13 protein-coding genes are annotated in these 17,681 nt (G+C 61.5%); 6 read left to right on the top strand and 7 right to left on the bottom strand.

The features are described from left to right. Positions 1–15: 15 nt before the first annotated feature. From ACMRQN_RS03305 to ACMRQN_RS03315, 3 genes are all read right to left on the bottom strand, one after another. Entirely contained in the window at positions 16–1,005 is a 990-nt protein-coding gene (locus ACMRQN_RS03305) for a glycosyltransferase family 2 protein (protein ID WP_418733808.1), read from the bottom strand. Between the two features lie 15 nt (positions 1,006–1,020). Continuing rightward, a complete protein-coding gene (locus ACMRQN_RS03310) occupies positions 1,021–3,150 on the bottom strand; it encodes a glycosyltransferase family 2 protein (RefSeq protein ID WP_418733809.1) in 2,130 nt (709 codons plus the stop codon). Between the two features lie 115 nt (positions 3,151–3,265). Beyond that, positions 3,266–4,522 (bottom strand): glycosyltransferase, encoded by a 1,257-nt coding sequence (locus tag ACMRQN_RS03315; RefSeq protein WP_418733810.1) that lies wholly within the window; start codon positions 4,520–4,522, stop codon positions 3,266–3,268. Between the two features lie 204 nt (positions 4,523–4,726). Between ACMRQN_RS03315 and ACMRQN_RS03320 the strand changes: the two genes are divergently transcribed. From ACMRQN_RS03320 to ACMRQN_RS03330, 3 genes are all read left to right on the top strand, one after another. Then, positions 4,727–5,824, top strand: coding sequence for an acyltransferase family protein (locus ACMRQN_RS03320; protein ID WP_418733811.1), 1,098 nt, complete (start codon positions 4,727–4,729; stop codon positions 5,822–5,824). 427 nt (positions 5,825–6,251) lie between these two features. Further along, a complete protein-coding gene (locus tag ACMRQN_RS03325; RefSeq protein ID WP_246155866.1) occupies positions 6,252–6,473 on the top strand; it encodes a type II toxin-antitoxin system Y4mF family antitoxin in 222 nt (73 codons plus the stop codon). Further along, positions 6,466–6,834 carry a hypothetical protein gene (locus ACMRQN_RS03330; protein WP_418733812.1) on the top strand — a complete coding sequence of 123 codons (369 nt, stop codon included), beginning with the start codon at positions 6,466–6,468 and terminating at the stop codon, positions 6,832–6,834. Before ACMRQN_RS03325 ends, ACMRQN_RS03330 begins: the two co-directional genes overlap by 8 nt. A 130-nt stretch (positions 6,835–6,964) precedes the next feature. Here ACMRQN_RS03330 and ACMRQN_RS03335 read toward each other — a convergent pair whose 3' ends face one another. Beyond that, positions 6,965–9,442, bottom strand: a complete 2,478-nt coding sequence (locus tag ACMRQN_RS03335; protein ID WP_418733813.1) for a polysaccharide pyruvyl transferase family protein — start codon at positions 9,440–9,442, stop codon at positions 6,965–6,967. A 154-nt stretch (positions 9,443–9,596) separates the two neighbouring features. Then, entirely contained in the window at positions 9,597–11,060 is a 1,464-nt protein-coding gene (locus tag ACMRQN_RS03340) for a GH25 family lysozyme (protein ID WP_418733814.1), read from the bottom strand. Positions 11,061–11,431: 371 nt separating this feature from the next. Between ACMRQN_RS03340 and ACMRQN_RS03345 the strand changes: the two genes are divergently transcribed. The 3 genes from ACMRQN_RS03345 to ACMRQN_RS03355 are packed head-to-tail and all read left to right on the top strand — an operon-like array spanning position 11,432 to position 15,323. Continuing rightward, complete coding sequence (locus ACMRQN_RS03345; protein ID WP_418733815.1) at positions 11,432–12,223, top strand: ABC transporter permease; 792 nt, start codon at positions 11,432–11,434, stop codon at positions 12,221–12,223. 9 nt (positions 12,224–12,232) lie between these two features. Continuing rightward, positions 12,233–14,200: an ATP-binding cassette domain-containing protein gene (locus ACMRQN_RS03350; RefSeq protein WP_418733816.1), complete on the top strand. Its 1,968-nt coding sequence runs from the start codon at positions 12,233–12,235 to the stop codon at positions 14,198–14,200. Positions 14,201–14,207: 7 nt separating this feature from the next. After that, the gene (locus tag ACMRQN_RS03355) at positions 14,208–15,323 is read left to right on the top strand and encodes a glycosyltransferase family 2 protein (protein ID WP_418733817.1); all 1,116 of its coding nucleotides are present in this window, start codon (positions 14,208–14,210) and stop codon (positions 15,321–15,323) included. Between the two features lie 83 nt (positions 15,324–15,406). On the opposite strand, the gene ACMRQN_RS03360 is transcribed toward ACMRQN_RS03355, so the two are convergent. Further along, complete coding sequence (locus ACMRQN_RS03360; protein ID WP_418733818.1) at positions 15,407–17,233, bottom strand: polysaccharide biosynthesis protein; 1,827 nt, start codon at positions 17,231–17,233, stop codon at positions 15,407–15,409. 240 nt (positions 17,234–17,473) lie between these two features. After that, complete coding sequence (locus tag ACMRQN_RS03365; protein ID WP_418733819.1) at positions 17,474–17,677, bottom strand: DUF1667 domain-containing protein; 204 nt, start codon at positions 17,675–17,677, stop codon at positions 17,474–17,476. Positions 17,678–17,681: the final 4 nt, after the last annotated feature.

Below are 17,681 nucleotides of genomic sequence, written 5' to 3' on the forward strand. Positions count from 1 at the left end.
TGCGCCCGGACCCGCCTACATTCCTGATTCGAAACGCGCCATGAAAGCGTCGAAGTCGTCCATCATCAGATTGAGCATCTCCCAATCGGCCGGCGCGAACATGTCGCGCTCGAGCGTGCCCTCCTCGCGGGCCCGCAGATATTCCTCGCGCATGCGCTCGGCGAACGCGCGGCGGGATTCATCTGTCAGACGATTGAAGTTCCAGCGATACGTGCCAAGCTTCAGCAGGTTGACGATCGCGCCGAACGCGCGCTGCTTCTCGGGGTCCTTCGCCAAAAACTCGCGCGAGAGCTCGTACTCGTCGCACACGGCGAACACCTTCGCCGACGACTTCACCGAGGAGTTCGCATTGTCGACGCGATAGTGCAGATAGCCCTTCGGGAGGATTGCCGCGCGGTGGGCGCTCGCCCACACCTGGAACACGAACGAGGTGTCCTGATACGATGCGCCGGGCGTCCCGTTGAAGCGGATGCCCTCGCGCTCGATCATCTCGCGGCGGTAAAGCGCCGACCAGATGATGGGCAGCACGGTGAGCGCGCGCTGGTCAACGCGGGGATCGAAGACGGTCTTGTACGCAAACCCGGCGAACGGTTCCTGGAAGACGTCGCCCGCATCGCTGTGCTCGTAGTAGTTCGCCTTCACCAGGTCGAGGTCGTGTTTCTTCGCGAACTTGTACATGTCCTTGAACATGCGGGGGTCAGCGAAGTCGTCGGATTCCACGATGCCCACGTACTCGCCGCGCGCCTCGGAGAAGCCGCGGTTCATCGTCTTGCCGTAGCCCTCGTTTTCCTTCGAGATGAGGCGCACGCGGGAATCGCGGGCGGCGTACTCGGCGGCGATGTCTGCCGACGAGTCGGTGGAGCCGTCGTTCACGACGATGATCTCGATGTCCTTCAGCTTCTGTGCGAGCAGGCTGTCGAGGCATTCGCGCAGGTACTTCTCGACGTTGTAGACGGGAACGACGATCGAGACCTTGGGCGTATCGGAGGTTTTGTTGCTGAACATGATTTCCTTTCCAAACTATCCGCGGCGTGCCGCGTGGAGAACGCGCTTTGCGAGGTTCGCCGCCGCACGGGCGGGCGCAGTGACCGCGCGACCCGTTCGGTAGCTTATCGAGTGGTAGAACTCCTCGATGTCGGAGTTGAGCTGATTGATGTGCTGAGCCTGGCCTCCTACCGCAAGCAGGTTTTCCTCATTTTTCATGATAACGTCATTCAAGACGAGCGTGTCGCGGCATCCGGTGTACGCGTCGTAGGTTTCTCCGAGCAGCGCTTTGCAGGCGGCGCGCTCAGTTTCAGTGAGCTGCGACCCAGCGAGGGCGCGCGCTATAGCCTCGCCTCCGCGCTCGCGGGCATCCTCGAAACAGTAGCGGCGAGCAATCGGGTTGCGGATAAGGTCGACCATGAGGATCAGATGGCGCGCCGCCGCGGCATCGAGCCCGCGCGTGGCCTCCTCGTCGTCCGCGAAGTTCGCCCGCGCCTCTTCGAAGCCGGAGAACACATCGTCGAGCATGGCGCGCGCGCCGACAAGCCCCGTCGACGCGAAAGGCAGGCAGCAAAGCGTTGCGAGGGGGCGCTTGGTCACGACAATCTTGGTCGCTTGCGAGAAGGCCGCGCATTGGAGGCCCAACCAGGTAAAGCACTGCGACTCTTTCGCGCATTGCAGCAAGAATTCCCTGTTAAACGCCTTGTTTGCCGACGCGATGCTCGAAAACGAGAACAGCTGCGAGGAAAAATCGGAGGCGGGATGCGCCCCTTCGGGCACAATGGCCTCGATGGTGCTGGGTTCGTAGAAATCGAACAGGTCGCGCACGCCGAGCATGCCGGCGGAATCGGTGAACACCGCAATGTCGTAGGGCTCGCGATCGCCGACGACCGTGCGCCCCTCGCGTTCCCCTGCAAGCTGAAGCAGCTGGTCAAAGGCTTGCGGGTCGTAGACGACGTTCGCGTAGGAGCGGACGAGGTAGGTCCCCCGCGCGCTCGCGAGCGCAGAAGCGACATCGCGGGTGGGAAGGACGCGCGCGCGGCAATCGTTCTCCACGAAGTCGGCCACGAGCTGGGCATAGCGGCTGTTCGCATCAGCGGGCGGGAAGAACAGCACCTCGAAGGACTGCTCGTCCTGGAACTCGATTGCATCGAGGGCCGCTTTGGCGTCGTCAGCCTCGTCGGCGCATTCCACAAGGATGCTTATCGATGGAGCATCTGTTTCCACCTGGGGCGACACGAGGTAAGCCAAACGCCCGCGCACACCGTCATCGAGCCCAAGCGAATCGAGCGGGCGGCCTTCGAGCACCTCGTCGAGGAACGCCGAGAATAGCTCGGCGAAGCGGACGCGGTCGTTGTAGTAGGTCATCTTCGCCGACGTGAACAGGAACGACACGGCCCACGAGACGCCCTCGCGCCCGAACTCCACGAGCGTCCCGCGCTCCTTCCATGTGGTGAGCGCGTATTTCACCACGTCGAAGTGGAGGAAGAGCTGCTTGGCGCCATCTGAGCAGGTCGCGCCCACCGCCGAATCGCGACGCACGCGGTAGAAGTAGAGCATCTCCTTGCTGAAGGCGACCGTTTTCGCAAGCGGGAAGGTGATGAACTGGAAGGCGTGATCTTCCCCAAGCGAGAGGTCGGGGTTGAGAAGAAGCCCGTTGCCGCGCAAAAAGTCGGTGAGGTACATCTTGTTGCACATGAGGGGGATGCTTCCGCGCTCGTAGAGCAGGGCATCGACCCCGGAATGATACACGTTGTCGCGCCACGCGAAGGAATCATCCGCCCACGGGAGCGTGGGGAACGTCTTGCCGCCGAAGACGACGATGTCGGCTCCTTCCCGCTCGGCGGTGGCGACGAGGACCTCGCAGGTTCTTTGCGCGATGTAGTCGTCGGAGTCGACGAACAGGATGTACTCGCCGCGCGCAAGCCCGACGCCCACGTTGCGCGTCTCAGCAACGCCGCAGTTCTCGCGATGGAGCGCGCGGATGCGAGCGTCTTTCGCAGCGTAGGCGTCGAGAAGCTCCGGCGAGCCGTCGGTCGAACCGTCGTCCAGGCAGAGAATCTCGATATCGGAAAGCGTCTGCTCGATCAGGCTATCCAGGCATTGCGCGAGGTAGCTTTCGACGTTGTAGACGGGGACAATGATAGAAACCTTTGGATTATCCATGTAGCGCCTTCGGTTAGCTTCTCGGATGCAGGCACACGCCCGCAGCGTTTTGCTCTGAATGATACTGTATCGCAGCGACGATGCGGGGCAGCCTTCGAAAGAAGCACACGGCGTCCTAGCGCCCCGACGCGCCCAGCTTGCGCTGAATTGCGCGGGGGAAACGGCATATCGCCTGGCCGACGCGCTGCTCTGCCGCGCCCATGACCGCGTCGAACTCGGATACGACCCGATTTAGGTCGGCGCGCACGGCAGCTTCGCGCTCGCGCGCCGCATCGCACTCGGCGAGAGCTTCGTCGCGCGCGGCGCTCACCTCGTCGAGGACAGCAAGCGCATCTTCCCGCGCCGCATCGAGCGAGCGCGCACGGCCGAACAGGTACGCGGTTGGGTCGCATTCTACGATCTCACGCATGCGGGCGTGGTATATCGGGTCGAGGAAGTCGCGTTCTCCCAGGTCGGCAAGACCCAAGTCGGAGAAACCGCGGTCGGCCAGATAGCGGTACACCTCGCAAAAGGCGGGATAGGACGCAAGCGTGTTTACGTTGTACAGGATACTCGACATCGCCCAGGTGGCGTAGCTGCGCGAGAGCGCCTCAAGGCGCCCCGTTTCTTCCAAATAGTTGCGAAAGGAATGAATGGCGCGCACGAAATCGAACGCATGGCGGTCCTTCGTGGCCATGGCGGAATCGGCGCGCATCACGCGATAGCTGATGAGCCGCTCGCCCACCGTCGCGATGCGCTCAGCGTCCACAAGCGCGGGGTACACGAACGCGATGTCCTCCGAGCGTTGGATGTCTTCCGCGAAGCGATAGCCCCCCTCGCGCACGAACGAGGCGAGAAACAGCTTGTTCCAGGCCCACGTCTGAAAGCTCATGAGGAAGTCGTCGGGGCTGCGTTTCCACGAGAACGCCTGGCCGTCGAAGTCGAACGGGGCGAAATGGAGAATGCCGAGCGGCGGATGCTGCTGGCGTTTGCGCTGGTTGTTGTAAAACCAGAGGTCCCACACCACAATCTGCGCGTTCGTGCGGCGGGCCGCATCGAGTGCCAGCTCGAAGCAGCGCGGCGCCAAGAAGTCGTCAGCGTCCAGGAACATGAGGTAGCTCCCCCGCGCCAAAGGGATCGCGCGGTTGCGGGCGCATGCGCAGCCCGCGTTTTCCTGTTCGATGACGCGCAGCTTGCCGTCCAGGCGTCGCTCGTACTCGCGCAAAACCGAGACCGAATCGTCGGTTGACCCATCGTCGATGCAGATAATCTCCCACGACGATTCCGTCTGAGCGATGACGCTGTCGAGGCATTCGGGTAAATAGGCCGCGCAATTATACACGGGGATGATAACCGAAACCGCGGGAGCGCTCCCCGCTGAGATCTCCGACATACTTCGTCCTTTCGCAATGCAATAACTGCATAAGGGTACCACGCAATGGGCGCATCTCGGCTGATTCGCCCCGCAGAAACGACCCTCAATCGCATTTCGCCGTTTCGCCGCGGGAAGAAGATTCGATAGCCTCCTCCTCATGGCAATGCATCTTTCATTTCGATATCATAGTAAGGATTCGAACGCTACGAAAGGAACGCGACATTGTCTGAGGCAACCGCATCGAGTACTCCTTCACCCCCCCCCGAAGGCCAGAGTAAACCTGCAAAACAACGTATCTGCTATATCGATATTGCCAAGGGATTCGCCATGCTCTGCATCATTGCAGGGCACTTTGGAATCGCAAGCGCAAACCACTTTGTATACACCTTTCATGTCCCGCTTTTCTTCCTCTTAAGCGGGTATTTCCTCTCCACCAAAGTGAGCTTTCTCCCTTTCATGAAGCAGAAAGCCCGACAGCTGCTCGTGCCCTATTACGTCACCGGAGTCGTTATCCTTATCGTCGCCACCGTTGTCAATCACTTTGTCTGGCCGGAAATCGATGCCCTGAATAATGCGAAGAGCATGCTCGGTGCCTTATTGTATGGCGCAGGAATGCCCCATAGCGACCCTTTCGCGATTCGTCAAATTGGCCTGCTGTGGTTTCTCTGGGCTCTCTTCTTCTCGACGGGCTTTACCCGTCTCGCGCTCAAAACCAAATATCCGCTGCTCACTGTGTGCCTCATAGCAGCCGCAGGATGGGCGAGCGCAAAAGTGACTTGGCTTCCCTTCTCCATCCAGCCGGGCGCGATGGCCTCATTTTTCATGTACCTTGGATTCCTCGCACGAAAGCACGGAATCCTCGACAAGAAACCGCCTCTCGCTTTGATTGCCGCCTTGATTCTGCTCTGGATAGCGTCCATCTACTTTGGGATTTCTATCAATATCGTCGACTGCTTCCTCTCTCACGGACTTCTGAGCATCGCCACCTCGATTGCGGCGTCTTATCTCGTCGTCCTCGCCTGCAGGGTCGCCGAGCAACGGCTTCGCACCGTGTCTCGGTTCTTGAATTTCTTTGGGCAAACAACCCTCATCGTCATGTGTTTCCACGCGATTTCTGATTTCTGCTTCCCGAATCTCATGCTTTACAGCTGGCTCGAGCCCTTCGGCTTCCCTCATACCGCCGTGAGCGTTCTCATCCTCGTGCTCAACGTGTTGTGGCCGCTCCTTGGCGTTTTCGTCTCCTTGCGTGTTCCTTTGCTGAGAAAGCTATTCAGCGTCCGCCCGATATCGCCCCTTCCCGAGCGCGAGTCGGCCGCTTAGGGGACGAGCCGGGGCAAGCGCCTGTTCGACTACTCCACTCGCGCGGGCGAAGCAAGGCGCAAACGACCCGTTTCGCCATCGCATTAAGCGGGACGAAGCAAGGCGAGATTCCAAGGGAGCTAAGCGACCAATGCGCGAAGAGGGATAGTTAGATTAGCAGCTGATTTACCCAAAAAGCGGGTGATTCGTATACCAAATTACGAATGTTTACGCTACCAAAATACGAATGATTGACTTACCAGAAAGCGAATCTTGCACCAGTTAACCGCGCAACGCATTGCAGCATTCCGCACTCACAGATTCTTCAAAAGTTGGTGCATTTATGCGTTCGCATAAGTTGTGAGCAGACGTCCTGCAATTTATGCGAACGCGTAAATAGAAGAACAATGTGCTATTATTTATGCGTTCGCGTAAAGGGAGTGATATCGTGATCAATATCGGCAGCACAAAAGAACTCGGGGAACTCATCATGCATGAAAGAAAAGCCCAGGGACTCACCCAAACCCAACTAGCAGGATTGAGCGGCGTAGGCATAACATTTCTCTCGAACCTCGAAAACGGGAAGCAGACTGCGGAGCTTGGCAAAACCCTCAACGTTCTTGCAACGCTCGGATTAGACCTTCTCGCAGAAAGAAGAGACGATGAGTAACCTTCTGGTCTTACTCAACCCAAAGGCACCAATACGTCGCCTATCTCCAGCTTACGACCTGGTCAGTACATCGTTCTTCGATAGATTCAGCAAAGAGTTGGCTATGGCTGTCGGCGGCGCACGAGACATTAGAGACGTGAAGCCGAGCAGCTTCGATCTCCTTGCGAGCAGCTTAGGCATCACTTCAAGCTACTTGAGGTCAATTGTCGCGCCGATTGTCGATAATGCCGAAGCCGCAATTCGCGAAGCAGGCAGCGAGTCGCTTGGACCTTCGCAGGATTTTCTCCCCTATTTGGCAGACGATCTGCAGGAAGACATCACCCCACGCCTTCGCGTCCTAGAGGAGTTTTGCAATCTTTAGCGGCGTGCATACTTGCTGAGAAAGCTATTCAGCGTCCGCCCGATATCGCCTCTTCCCGAACGCAAGCCCGCGAGGCGACTCAACCTTCGTGCCCCGCTTTCCCAGCCTGCGCGTGTCAACGGACGCGCGGCTATGACTCCTTCGGCCCTTTCGCACCCTTCGACAGCGCCTCGCGAAGTTTGCGGGGCAGGGTGAGCAGCGTCGATCCCACGCGGTAGGAATACGAGTGCGCGTACTCCTCCACCTCGCCGCGCGCCACATCGCGCTCGCATTCCATCTCAGCGCAGCGGGTACGAGCCTCCTCGACGCTTCGACGCTCCCGCGCAATCTGCGCCTGGAGGCGATCCTTCTCGGCGATATCGTTCGCCACCCGGTTCAAGAAAAGCTCCTCGGGAATCTCCCCGCGCTTCGCGGGCGCGATCGAGGCGATGGCATCGAGCAGAATGCCCTCCGACTCGCCGCTCTTCTTACGCAGCTCGGACACGCGATTCGTCAGCGCGAACGCGCGCTGGGCGTCGAAGGCGAGGACGGATTCCAGAGCCGCAATGATCTCCGCAGTATCCGCGTTCATGGAAAGCAGCGTGTCCGCCTGCCCCAAATCCTCGTAAAGCGACACCACCTTGGGAAGATATCCCAGGCCAACGCACGGTTTACAGAACGATCCAAGCAGAAGGGACGCATGGTAGCGCATCGAGAGACCGGCCGAGCAGCGCGAGAGGAAGTCCGCCACCGGCTCTATGCGCTCCCCCGCATCGAAGATGCGGAGCGCCGCCTGAGCGGGGAGAAGCGCCCCGATGCGCTCGGCAAGCGCGCGGTCGCTCGAGTCGAGGATGCACGCTGTGAAGACCACGTCGCGATGGGCTGCCTGAACCCTCGCAATCGCGGCGGCCACCCGTTCGGCGAAATCGTCGGGCGCGTTCTCGTACTCGCGCAGCGAAACCGCCACGACCCTGCGCGACGCGGGGTCGATTCCTTCGGATGCGAACCATTCGTCGACGAACGAAGCGTCGGAAGCGCTTCCCAAAAACGCGCAATCGGCAAGCGCTATCACCTGCTCGCTGCGCACCCGGCACGAGCGGATGAGCTCGGCGGTCGCCTCATCGCGCGTGAGGAACAGCGCACCAAGACGTCCCATGAGGCGCACAAGCGAGCGGCCGTCCGCCACGTCGAGCGGTCCCGCGCCGATGCCGTAGAGCACCGGGCGCGCATCGTTCATGTAGGCAAGCTCCACGTAGGCGGCGATTCCCGCGATGTCGGTGTGCGGCATCGACGAGGCAAGCTCCGCCTTCCCGATCGACCAGCGAATTCCCTGGTCGAAGAGGAGACCTGCGATCACGAGGGCCGCCGAGGACGCGGCGAGCACCCGGTCGAGGACGCGCTTGTCCTGAAGCGTGATGGAGTAGATGCCGCGCTCGCGCAGGGTATGCAGCGGGTTTTCCCCGACAGCAACGATGGAGCAACCGCAAACCAGCTCCCGCAGGCGCCTATCGACCGTTGCCAGGATGTACTCGTCGCCGAAGTTGCCCATGCCCACGTAGCCGAGGACCGAGACGATCGTGCGCGGCGCGGGAAGGCCCGCCATAAGCCCCCGCTCGGCAAGCTGTTCGCGCACGCTCTCGAGGGCGGCAAGCAGCGACCCATCAAGGAAGGGACCTTGCGAATCGACGGGAAGGCGACGGCTCTCGAACGCGGCATCGCCCGAATGCTGCTCCGCAACCGCCGCGATGAGCGCCTCGCGCGCCGCGGTAACATCCTTCTCGCAAATGTCCATCCGCTCCGCGCGCCATGGGGAAAGGCCCTCGCCCACGCACGCAAGCTTCGCCCCATCGGCATGGACGAGCACAAGCGCCTCGTCCGTCAGCAGCGCATCCGCCGGGGACTTCACGTCCCGAGCGTCGGCTGGGGCGTTCGCATTCTGCGAGCCCGCACCCAGGTCCCCGAACACCACGCACGCCGCACTCGAACGGGCGGAGTAGGCGATGTGGGTAAACGTCGGGTCGGACGCGAAGCGCTCGGGCCACCCGGCGCCGAAGCAGCGGACGGCTCCCTTAAAGCGCTCGTCTGCGACCAGCTCATCGAAGAAGGCGACGCGAGCGGGCGACGCGTCTTGCAGGCACATGACGCCGGGCCCGAAGGCCACCAAGTTCGCAATCGGCGTCGAGGCGTAGGCGGCATCGACAGCGGGAGCGCACGCCCCCACGACGCCTTCGAACCCGTCGAGCTCCTCCAGACGCAGCGAGCGCCCGGAAATCGTTACCGCGAAGTCGAAAGGCGCACCGCTCGACTTCGCCACGCTCGCCTCGGCCTCGGATCGCGTGGCGGCAAGCATGCCCACGGCGACGCCGCGCGAGGCAGCCGCGTCGAGCCCGCGCGCGCCTATGCCCTCGGCGAGCATCAGGCAATCGGGACGCTGCACCTCGAAGAAGCGGGAAAGCATCGCAGCATCGAAGGTGCCAGCCTCGTCGAAAAGCTCGGGCCACATGTTCGGCGTGAAGAGGAACACCGTGTGCCCCTGCTTTTCAAACGCCCTCTTCGCGCAAAACGCGGGGGTTGCGACGCCCGCTCCCATGCGGGCGACGAGCACGATCTTGCAGTAGGTTTTTTCCATATCCGAAGCACCTTCCTTCGGGAAAGGCGCCGCACGACGCGACGCCTCCCATGCACAATCAACGTATCAAGACGAGCCCGACAACGCGGTACGCCGCGAGAGAGCGCACCTCAGAGAAGACGTACACCCGCGAAAAAAAATCGCGGCGGGCAAACTAGAAGCTTGCGTAGCGCTTCACCATCTCAGCCATCGAGGCGCGCCATGCGGTGCCGCCGGGCTCAAGGTCGGTGCCGTTCACGCCGGTGATGAGACCCGTGTCCACCGCCCATCCCATTGCTTCGCGCGCATAGTCGCTCACCTCGTCCGCGCCGTTCTTCGCGTTCATAGCCGCGCAATCGCTTGACGTATCGCGCCCGTCGACCACGCTCGCATAGCGCGCGAACAGCGTTGCCAGCTGCTCCCGCGTCACCGGGTCGTTCGGCCCGAAGCAATCGGTGCCGCTGTAGCCCGTCGAGACGCCGATTTCCTTCGCCCAGCAAAGCGCCTTATAGTAGTACTCGTTCGGGTCCGCATCGCTGAAAGGCTGCGAGATGCTCGAAATGGGGCTTCCCGCCAGACGCCACAAGATGGTCGCCACCTGGGCTCGCGTGATCGTATCGTAGGGGCCAAAAAGGTTCGTGCCCGAATAATTCCCCATGATTTCGCGGATAACCACATAGTCGAAGGCGCCGCTTTCGACGAACCAATCGCCGGCAGCCACGTCGCTGGAGTAGCCCGCACGGTACATGAGGTTCACGTCGACGCGTCCGCCCTCGTCATCGGCGGGATAGTCGATGCCTTTCACGCGGCCGCCGCTCGAGAGCTGCCACATGCCGTACTCACCGCCGTACTGGCACTGCGAGACACCGTATTCCGCGACCCAGCGAACCCAGTTGTCGAACACGGGATCGGTCAGGTAGTTCGAAAACCAGTTTCGGTTCGCGTAGATTCCCACGTCGTAGCCTGCAGCCTCAATCTTCTCGCTGAACGCACTCGCGATCTTCGCCAGCTCGGTCGGGTCGCCGCCCGTGGCATTGAGCTGGGAGTTGTCTTCCATGTCGAAATACACCGGATAGCTTAGGTCGTGCCCCGCAATCAGGCGAAGGACGTGGTCGGCCTCGCTTCTTGCCATGTCGGCGTTCTTGGCGTAGGAGTAAATGTAGACGCCGTACGGAATGCCCAGTCGCTCGCACTCGGAGACGTTGCGCAGCCAGTACTTATCGTCCTGGTTGGCAAGGTCGTTGCCGTAGCCCACGCGGATGATGGCGAACTTCACGCCATCGTTCTTCACTGCTTCCCAATCGATTGTGCGGTTCCACTCGCTCACGTCGATGCCCTTGGCGAGGGCGCCGGGGATAAGGCGCTGCGAGCCGGTCTGGCGGTTCACTGTGGCATAACCGTTAGGGGTAAGCGTCGCGTCGAACTCGGCGTAGCTTTCGCTCGAGAGAAGGGAAATACCGTCCAAACCGGGCACCGTCAACAGCTGCCCGTCCGTGAAACGCCAGCTGTTGGCGTCGTCTGTCTGTGCGTCGACTTCTGCAGCAAGCGCGCAACCAGGCGAGACGACGCACAATGCGCAAACTGCCGCGAGGATAAGGGCGCTCAAGGCGCAGATACTCCGATGTCGCAAGATAGCCATGTTTATACTCCGAATCTTGTGCGTATCGTAAGGGAAGGCGGCATTCCGTTCGCCTTCTCCTTGAGTATACGCGAGCGCGCGCACCGCGAACACATCGCACACGGCATCGGCACAACGGAGGGCCGCTGCGCCCGCACGACCCTCGCAATGCGCATGCACGCCCGCACGACCCCGCGCCCCCTCGCCCCCACGAGCGCCGCCCACGCCCCGCGCGCGCACCGCCGCTCGCGAGCAGTCGCACGACCGCTCGCGCGGGCAATCTGGGCTTTTCATGCGCATGCGGAAGACCCCGTCCAAAGCGCTATAAAATGATGAGTTGCGCCAAGGGCCGACCCTCGGCGCGCGCAATGCACCCGACCGTTGAGGACCCTATGGCTCAAACCGCATCGACCAAGGCCACGCTCAAGCGGAATTGGTTCACCATCACATCGCTTGTGTCGAAGGACTTCAAGCTCAAGTACCGCCGAAGCGTCCTGGGCGTTCTCTGGTCGGTCCTAAATCCCCTGCTCATGATGTGCGTGCTCGCCGCCGTGTTCACGAACGTGCTCAAGTTCGGCGACGACGTGCAGAACTTCCCCATGTACCTCATCCTGGGCAACGTGCTCTTCTCGCTCATGGCCGACTCGACGTCGTCCGCCATGGGCTCCATCCTCGAATCGGCGCCGCTCATCAAGAAGGTACGCGTTTCGAAGATGATTTTCCCGCTGGAGAAGGTGCTCTTCACGCTCGTGAACTTCGCCATCTCCCTCATCGCGGTCGTCATCGTCATGCTCTTCTTCCGCATCCCGCCGACGGTGAACCTGCTCGCGATGCCCATTCTGCTCGTGTTCATGCTGCTCTTCTGCGCGGGGCTCGGCATGCTGCTCTCCTCGCTCGCCGTGTTCTTCCGCGACGTGTGCCACCTGTGGGGCGTCGTCATCACCGCATGGACCTACGCCACGCCGTTGTTCTACCCGGTGGGCCTTCTGCCCGACTGGATGCAGGCGGCCGAGGCGTTCAACCCGATGTACCACTACGTGTGCTATTTCCGCGACATCGCGATGTACAACACGGTGCCCGGCCTCGCCGAGAACCTCATCTGCCTCGGCATGGCCGCGATCACCTTCGCCATCGGCTTCGCCGTGTTCAAGGCGACCGAGAAGAAGTTCATCCTCTACGTTTAGGCGGAACCTATGCCCGAGAACATCAACACAACCCCGCTCGGCGACATCGAGCGCGAGCTTGCCGCCGCAGTCGACGACCGGCCCGTCATGGTCGACGTGGATCGCGTGTCCATGGTCTTCAACATGGCATCTCAGCAGCTCAACAGCTTGAAGGAATACGCCATCGCCCTTGCAAAGCGCGAGCTTATGTTCAAGGAGTTCCGCGCGCTCGACGGCGTGTCGTTCACCGTCCGCAAGGGCGACGTGTTCGGCATCCTGGGCACGAACGGCTCGGGCAAGTCCACCATGCTCAAGATCATCGCCGGCGTGCTCGAGCCCACCGAGGGCACCTGCACCATCAACGGCAGCATCGCGCCTTTGATCGAGCTCGGCGCCGGCTTCGACATGGAGCTCACCGCGCGCGAGAACATCTTCTTGAACGGCGCGCTTCTGGGCTATTCGAAGAAGTTCATCCAGCAGCACTTCGACGAGATCGTCGACTTCGCGGAGGTCGAGAAGTTCCTCGACATGCCGATGAAGAACTACTCGTCGGGCATGGTCGCGCGCATCGCGTTCGCCATCGCCACGGTCATCGTGCCCGAAATCCTCATCGTCGACGAGGTGCTCTCGGTCGGCGACTTCATGTTCCAGCAGAAATGCGAGCGCCGCATCACGCAGCTCATTAAAGAACACGACGTCACCGTGCTCATCGTGTCGCACAACAACGACCAGATCGAGCGCTTGTGCAACAAGGCCATCTGGATTGAGAAGGGCCACACCCGCATGATGGGCTCGGCTGCCGACGTATGCCGCACCTACCGCGTGCTCGGCGGGCATGTGGGCTCGGCCGAGTCGGAGGCCGCCGTGTTCAGCATGCTGAACTCCCCCACCCGCGTGCCCGAGGGGCTCGTGAGCTCCGTCGCCGGCGAGAACCGCTACGGCACCGCCGTGAAAATCGCAGAGAAGTGCAAGTTCGCGCAGGATGGTAGCGTCATCCTGGCGTCGGGCGACTTCAGCCTGCCGTGCATGTCCGCGCAAGGGCTCTCCGGCATGCTCGACGCGCCGGTGTTGCTCTCGAAGAATGAGTCGCTGCCCGACGTGGTCGCTCAAGAGATCGCGAGTCTCGCGCCGCGCCGCATCGTCGTCTTGGGCGGCGAGGACGTGCTCTCTTCCGAAGTGGCCGAGCAGGCGAAGGACGCTGCAGGCGACGGGTGCGCGATCTGCCGCATCGATTGCAACGAGTCAGTCGAGCTTGCGCGCCTCATCTTCGACTTCGGAAAGCGCGCGGCGGAGGAAGACGGCGTGCCCGGCTGGAGCAAGCTCGCCATCATCGCGCACCACGACTGCCTCGGTGACCTGATCACGCTTTCGCCGCTGCTGTTCAACCAGCATATCCCCGTGTTCTACATTCGCGAACTCGGCGTGATCGACGACGCCACGGCAGCATCGATCCAAGGCGGCGACTTCACCGATCTGATTGCGCTGGGCGTCGACAAGCATATCCCCGACACGTTCCTCGCCGCCTGCGCCGAGCACGGCGTGAAAAGCGAGCGCCTCATCGGGAAGAACCCTTACGACGCCAACGAGAAGATCAACGACCTCATCACCTCGGGCCAGGTCGAGGGCGCGCGACTCACGATCGGCAACCTCATCGTGAGCTCGGTATGGAACCCCGCCGACGCGTTCGCCGCCGGCGCCTGGGCCGCCAAGACCGATTCCGCCTTCCTTCTGGAAGACCCGCAAAACCTCGATAGCGTCGCGCACGCCGTAAGCTACATCAAGAAGAAGGGCGGCAGCGTGAAGCACCTCACCTTCTTGGGCGATTCCTCGCAGTTCGGGCGACTCGACAAGGAGATGCTCGGGAAGGCTGTGCAGGAAACGCTCGTGGACGCAGGGCTTGCGGATGCGGGTGCCGAGGACGCGCAGCCCATTAAGACTGAGCGCACGGACGCCACGTCTGCCGATGCCGTATCCGCGGATACGCAGGAAAACGAATAGGAGCATCATGTCATCTTCGCAGTTCGCACCGCTGGTTTCCGTCATCATCCCCATCTACAACGCAGGTCCCTATCTCGATCAGGCGCTCGACAGCGTCGAGGGGCAAACGTACAAGAACCTGGAAATCATCTGCTTAAACGACGGCTCCACCGACAACTCGCTTGACATCATGCGCGCCCATGCCGCGCGCGACGAGCGCATCGTGGTGATCGACAAGCACAACCAAGGCTACGGCGCCACCTGCAACCGCGGGCTCGACGAGTCGCGCGGCGAGTGGATTTCCATCCTCGAACCCGACGACTGGATCGAGAGCGGCATGTATTCCGACCTGCTCGCGCTCGCGCGCATGTACCCCGAGCCGATCGACATCGTGAAGTCGGGTTATTGGCGCATCTGGTTGCCCGACACGCCCAAGCAGCGCAAGATGAACTGCAGCTACCACGGACGCATCAACCCGCCCGTCCAGCCGTTTGCCATTAAGGACGCGGCGCATCTGCTGTGCCACCACCCATCCATCTGGTCGGCGATCTATCGCAAGCAGTACCTGCTTGACAAGGGCATTCGCTTCCGTGAGATTCCCGGCGCGGGCTGGGCGGACAATCCGTTCCTCATCGAGACGCTCTGTCAGACCGACCGCATCCTCTACACCGACAAGGAGTATTACTGCTATCGCGAGGAGACGCCGGAGAAGTCCGAAGCGTTCGCAAAGCGCAGCACGCTTCTGCCGCTCGAGCGCTGGAACGACATGATGGATATCCTCGAGAAGCTCGGCGTGACCGACGAGAGCATCCTGCGCGCGCACAACAGCCGCGGCTTCACGTATCTCTCGGGCATCCTGGAAGTCGTCGGGCTCGACGGCGAGGGCGTGCGCCAAGCAGCGACCCATATGTTCGAGCGCATGGATGCTGTACTGGTGTTTTCCGACCCCGAAATCTCCCCTGGCTGCAAGCGCCTGTTCGCCGATCTTCGCGGCCTGGAATGCCCGCACATCGACAAGCTCGCCTATGTGCGCGGGCTTATGGGGCAGGGATTCTATAACCTGAAGAACACAGGCGTCGTGAACACGTTCTTCGCAACCACCAACTACCTCAAGAAGCACCGCGCCCGCGAGGCCAACGAGTAGGCAGCAAGCTCCGTCGCGGGGTAACGCGACGAGAAGCCGCTAAGCGAGCAATGCCCGCAACCTCCCCTGGTTGCGGGCATTTTTTAGCAATTCTTCGTGAAGTGATAGGTCGGGACGGCCTCTTCGAGAATCTTGATTGCCTGCTCATCGGTGTCGCGGATTGCCTCTTGCAGCTCGCCGAGCTTCTGCGCCACCTGCTCGTGGCTGATTTCCTGGCCTTGCGAAATCATGATCGAATGGTTGGACGTGGGAAGCGTGTTCTCCTCGTCCATCAGCAGCTCCTCGTACATCTTCTCACCGTCGCGCAGGCCGGTGTAGACGATGCCCACATGCGCGCCCGACAGACGGATGAGGTTCTTCGCCAGATCCGCGATCTTCACCGGCTCGCCCATGTCGAGCACGAAGATCTCGCCGCCCTTCGCCATGCCGCCCGCCTGGATGACAAGCTGCACCGCCTCGGGAATGGTCATGAAGAAGCGCTCAATGTCGGGGTGCGTCACCGTCACGGGGCCGCCTTCCGCAATCTGCTTCTTGAACAGGGGAATCACGCTACCGTTGCTGCCAAGCACATTGCCGAAGCGCACCGCCGCGAACACGGTCTTCGATGTGCGGGCGTAGTACTGCATGATCATCTCGCCCATGCGCTTGGTGGCGCCCATAACCGAAGTGGGGTTCACGGCCTTGTCGGTCGAGATGAACGTGAAGTGCTCCACGCCAAAGGCGTCCGCCGCGCGCACCACGTTCAACGTGCCAAAGACGTTGTTCTCGATGGCCTCGCGCGGGCATACCTCCATAAGCGGAACGTGCTTGTGGGCGGCAGCGTGGAACACCACCGCCGGGTGATACTTCTCGAAGACCTCGTTCACGCGAGCCTCGTTGCAGATACTGCCGATCTCGATGTCGATCGAGATGTCGTCGTAGGAGCGAAGCAGCTCTTGGCGGAGCATGTAGGCATCGTTCTCGCAGATGTCGAAGATAACGATGCGGCGCGGCGCGACCTTCGCCAGCTGGCGGCACAGCTCGCTGCCGATTGACCCGCCGCCGCCTGTGACGAGCACGGTCTCGCCCGCCACGTACGCATACGCGATGCGCATGTCGAGCTGCACTTCCTCGCGCCCCAACAGGTCGGTCACGTCAACGTCGCGCAGGGCCACATCGCCCAGCTCGTCGATTCGCAGGTCGCGGATGTTGGGCAGCGTCTTGAGGACGCACTCGGTCTTCGTGCACACCCTGTAGATGCGCTTGCGCTCTGCAGGGGTTGAGGAGGGAATGGCGACGACGATCTGCTGGATATCATACTTACGCACCAGCTCCTCGATGTCGTCGGTCGAGCCCTCAACCTTCACGCCGTGGATACGCAGGCCCCGCTTGGCTGGGTCGTCGTCGGTCGCGACGATGGGGATGCCCGGCATGTTCGGATCCTTCGTGGCCATGCGGTTGATGGTGAGCGAGCCGGTTTCCCCTGCGCCAACGACGAGCGTCCGCGGACGATCGAGGTTGTCCCCCGAAAACGCGCGCTTCTTGCGCCGCTTGATGCGCCACAAAAGGCGGTAACCGCCCATGAGGAACACGAGCAGAATCGACGCGCCAATGAACACGCGAATGGGAAGTCTCACGTTGATAACCCACAGGAACACGGCTCCCACCAGGGTGGATATGACAACGGAAAGCACAATCTGCAGCGCCTCGTCAACGCTCGCGTATTCCCATAGATTGTTGTACAGGCGAAACGCGCCCATGATCGCGATGTTCACCACGGCGAGGATTCCCAGGATGAAAAAGATCTCGTTGCTGGTGAACACCTCGTCGTAGACGTTGGTCAGAAGCGATGCCAGCCAATAGGCCACGTACGTGGCGATGATGTCCAGAATCAACAGAGGCGCCGTGCGCTTCGCTATGTGCAAATCCATGCGTGCCCTCGCTCGGGTTTAACGGCACCGCGGCCGCTGATATACAACCCTATGATTGTATACGATTGCGAGAACGACCGACCGCATTGCAGAAACACTGCACGGATGGGGCTGCGTGCGACGCGTCGCTCATGTCGAGACGGTGATGGGACGAGAGTGGGACGGGGGAGTGGGACGAGAGTGGGCAGGAGGGATGGGACGAGAGTAGGACGGGGGCGGGACGGGGACGGCGCGCAAGCCCTACCCCACCGACTTCGTCGCTACGAGAGAAACCCCCGTGCCGCACACGTTCTCGCAGATGACATCGCCCAATGCGATGGGGGCGCGCAGGGAGAGCCCCGCCGCCGCGCGGGCGACATCCCCCGCAAGCGCCTTGGGCACCGGCGCGCTCGTTCGATAGCTCACTGGTTCCAAGCATCCCGCAGCGCAGACGGTGCCGCACACAGTT

This window comes from Ellagibacter sp., from assembly GCF_048412355.1.
Classification (GTDB): Bacteria; Actinomycetota; Coriobacteriia; order Coriobacteriales; family Eggerthellaceae; genus Ellagibacter.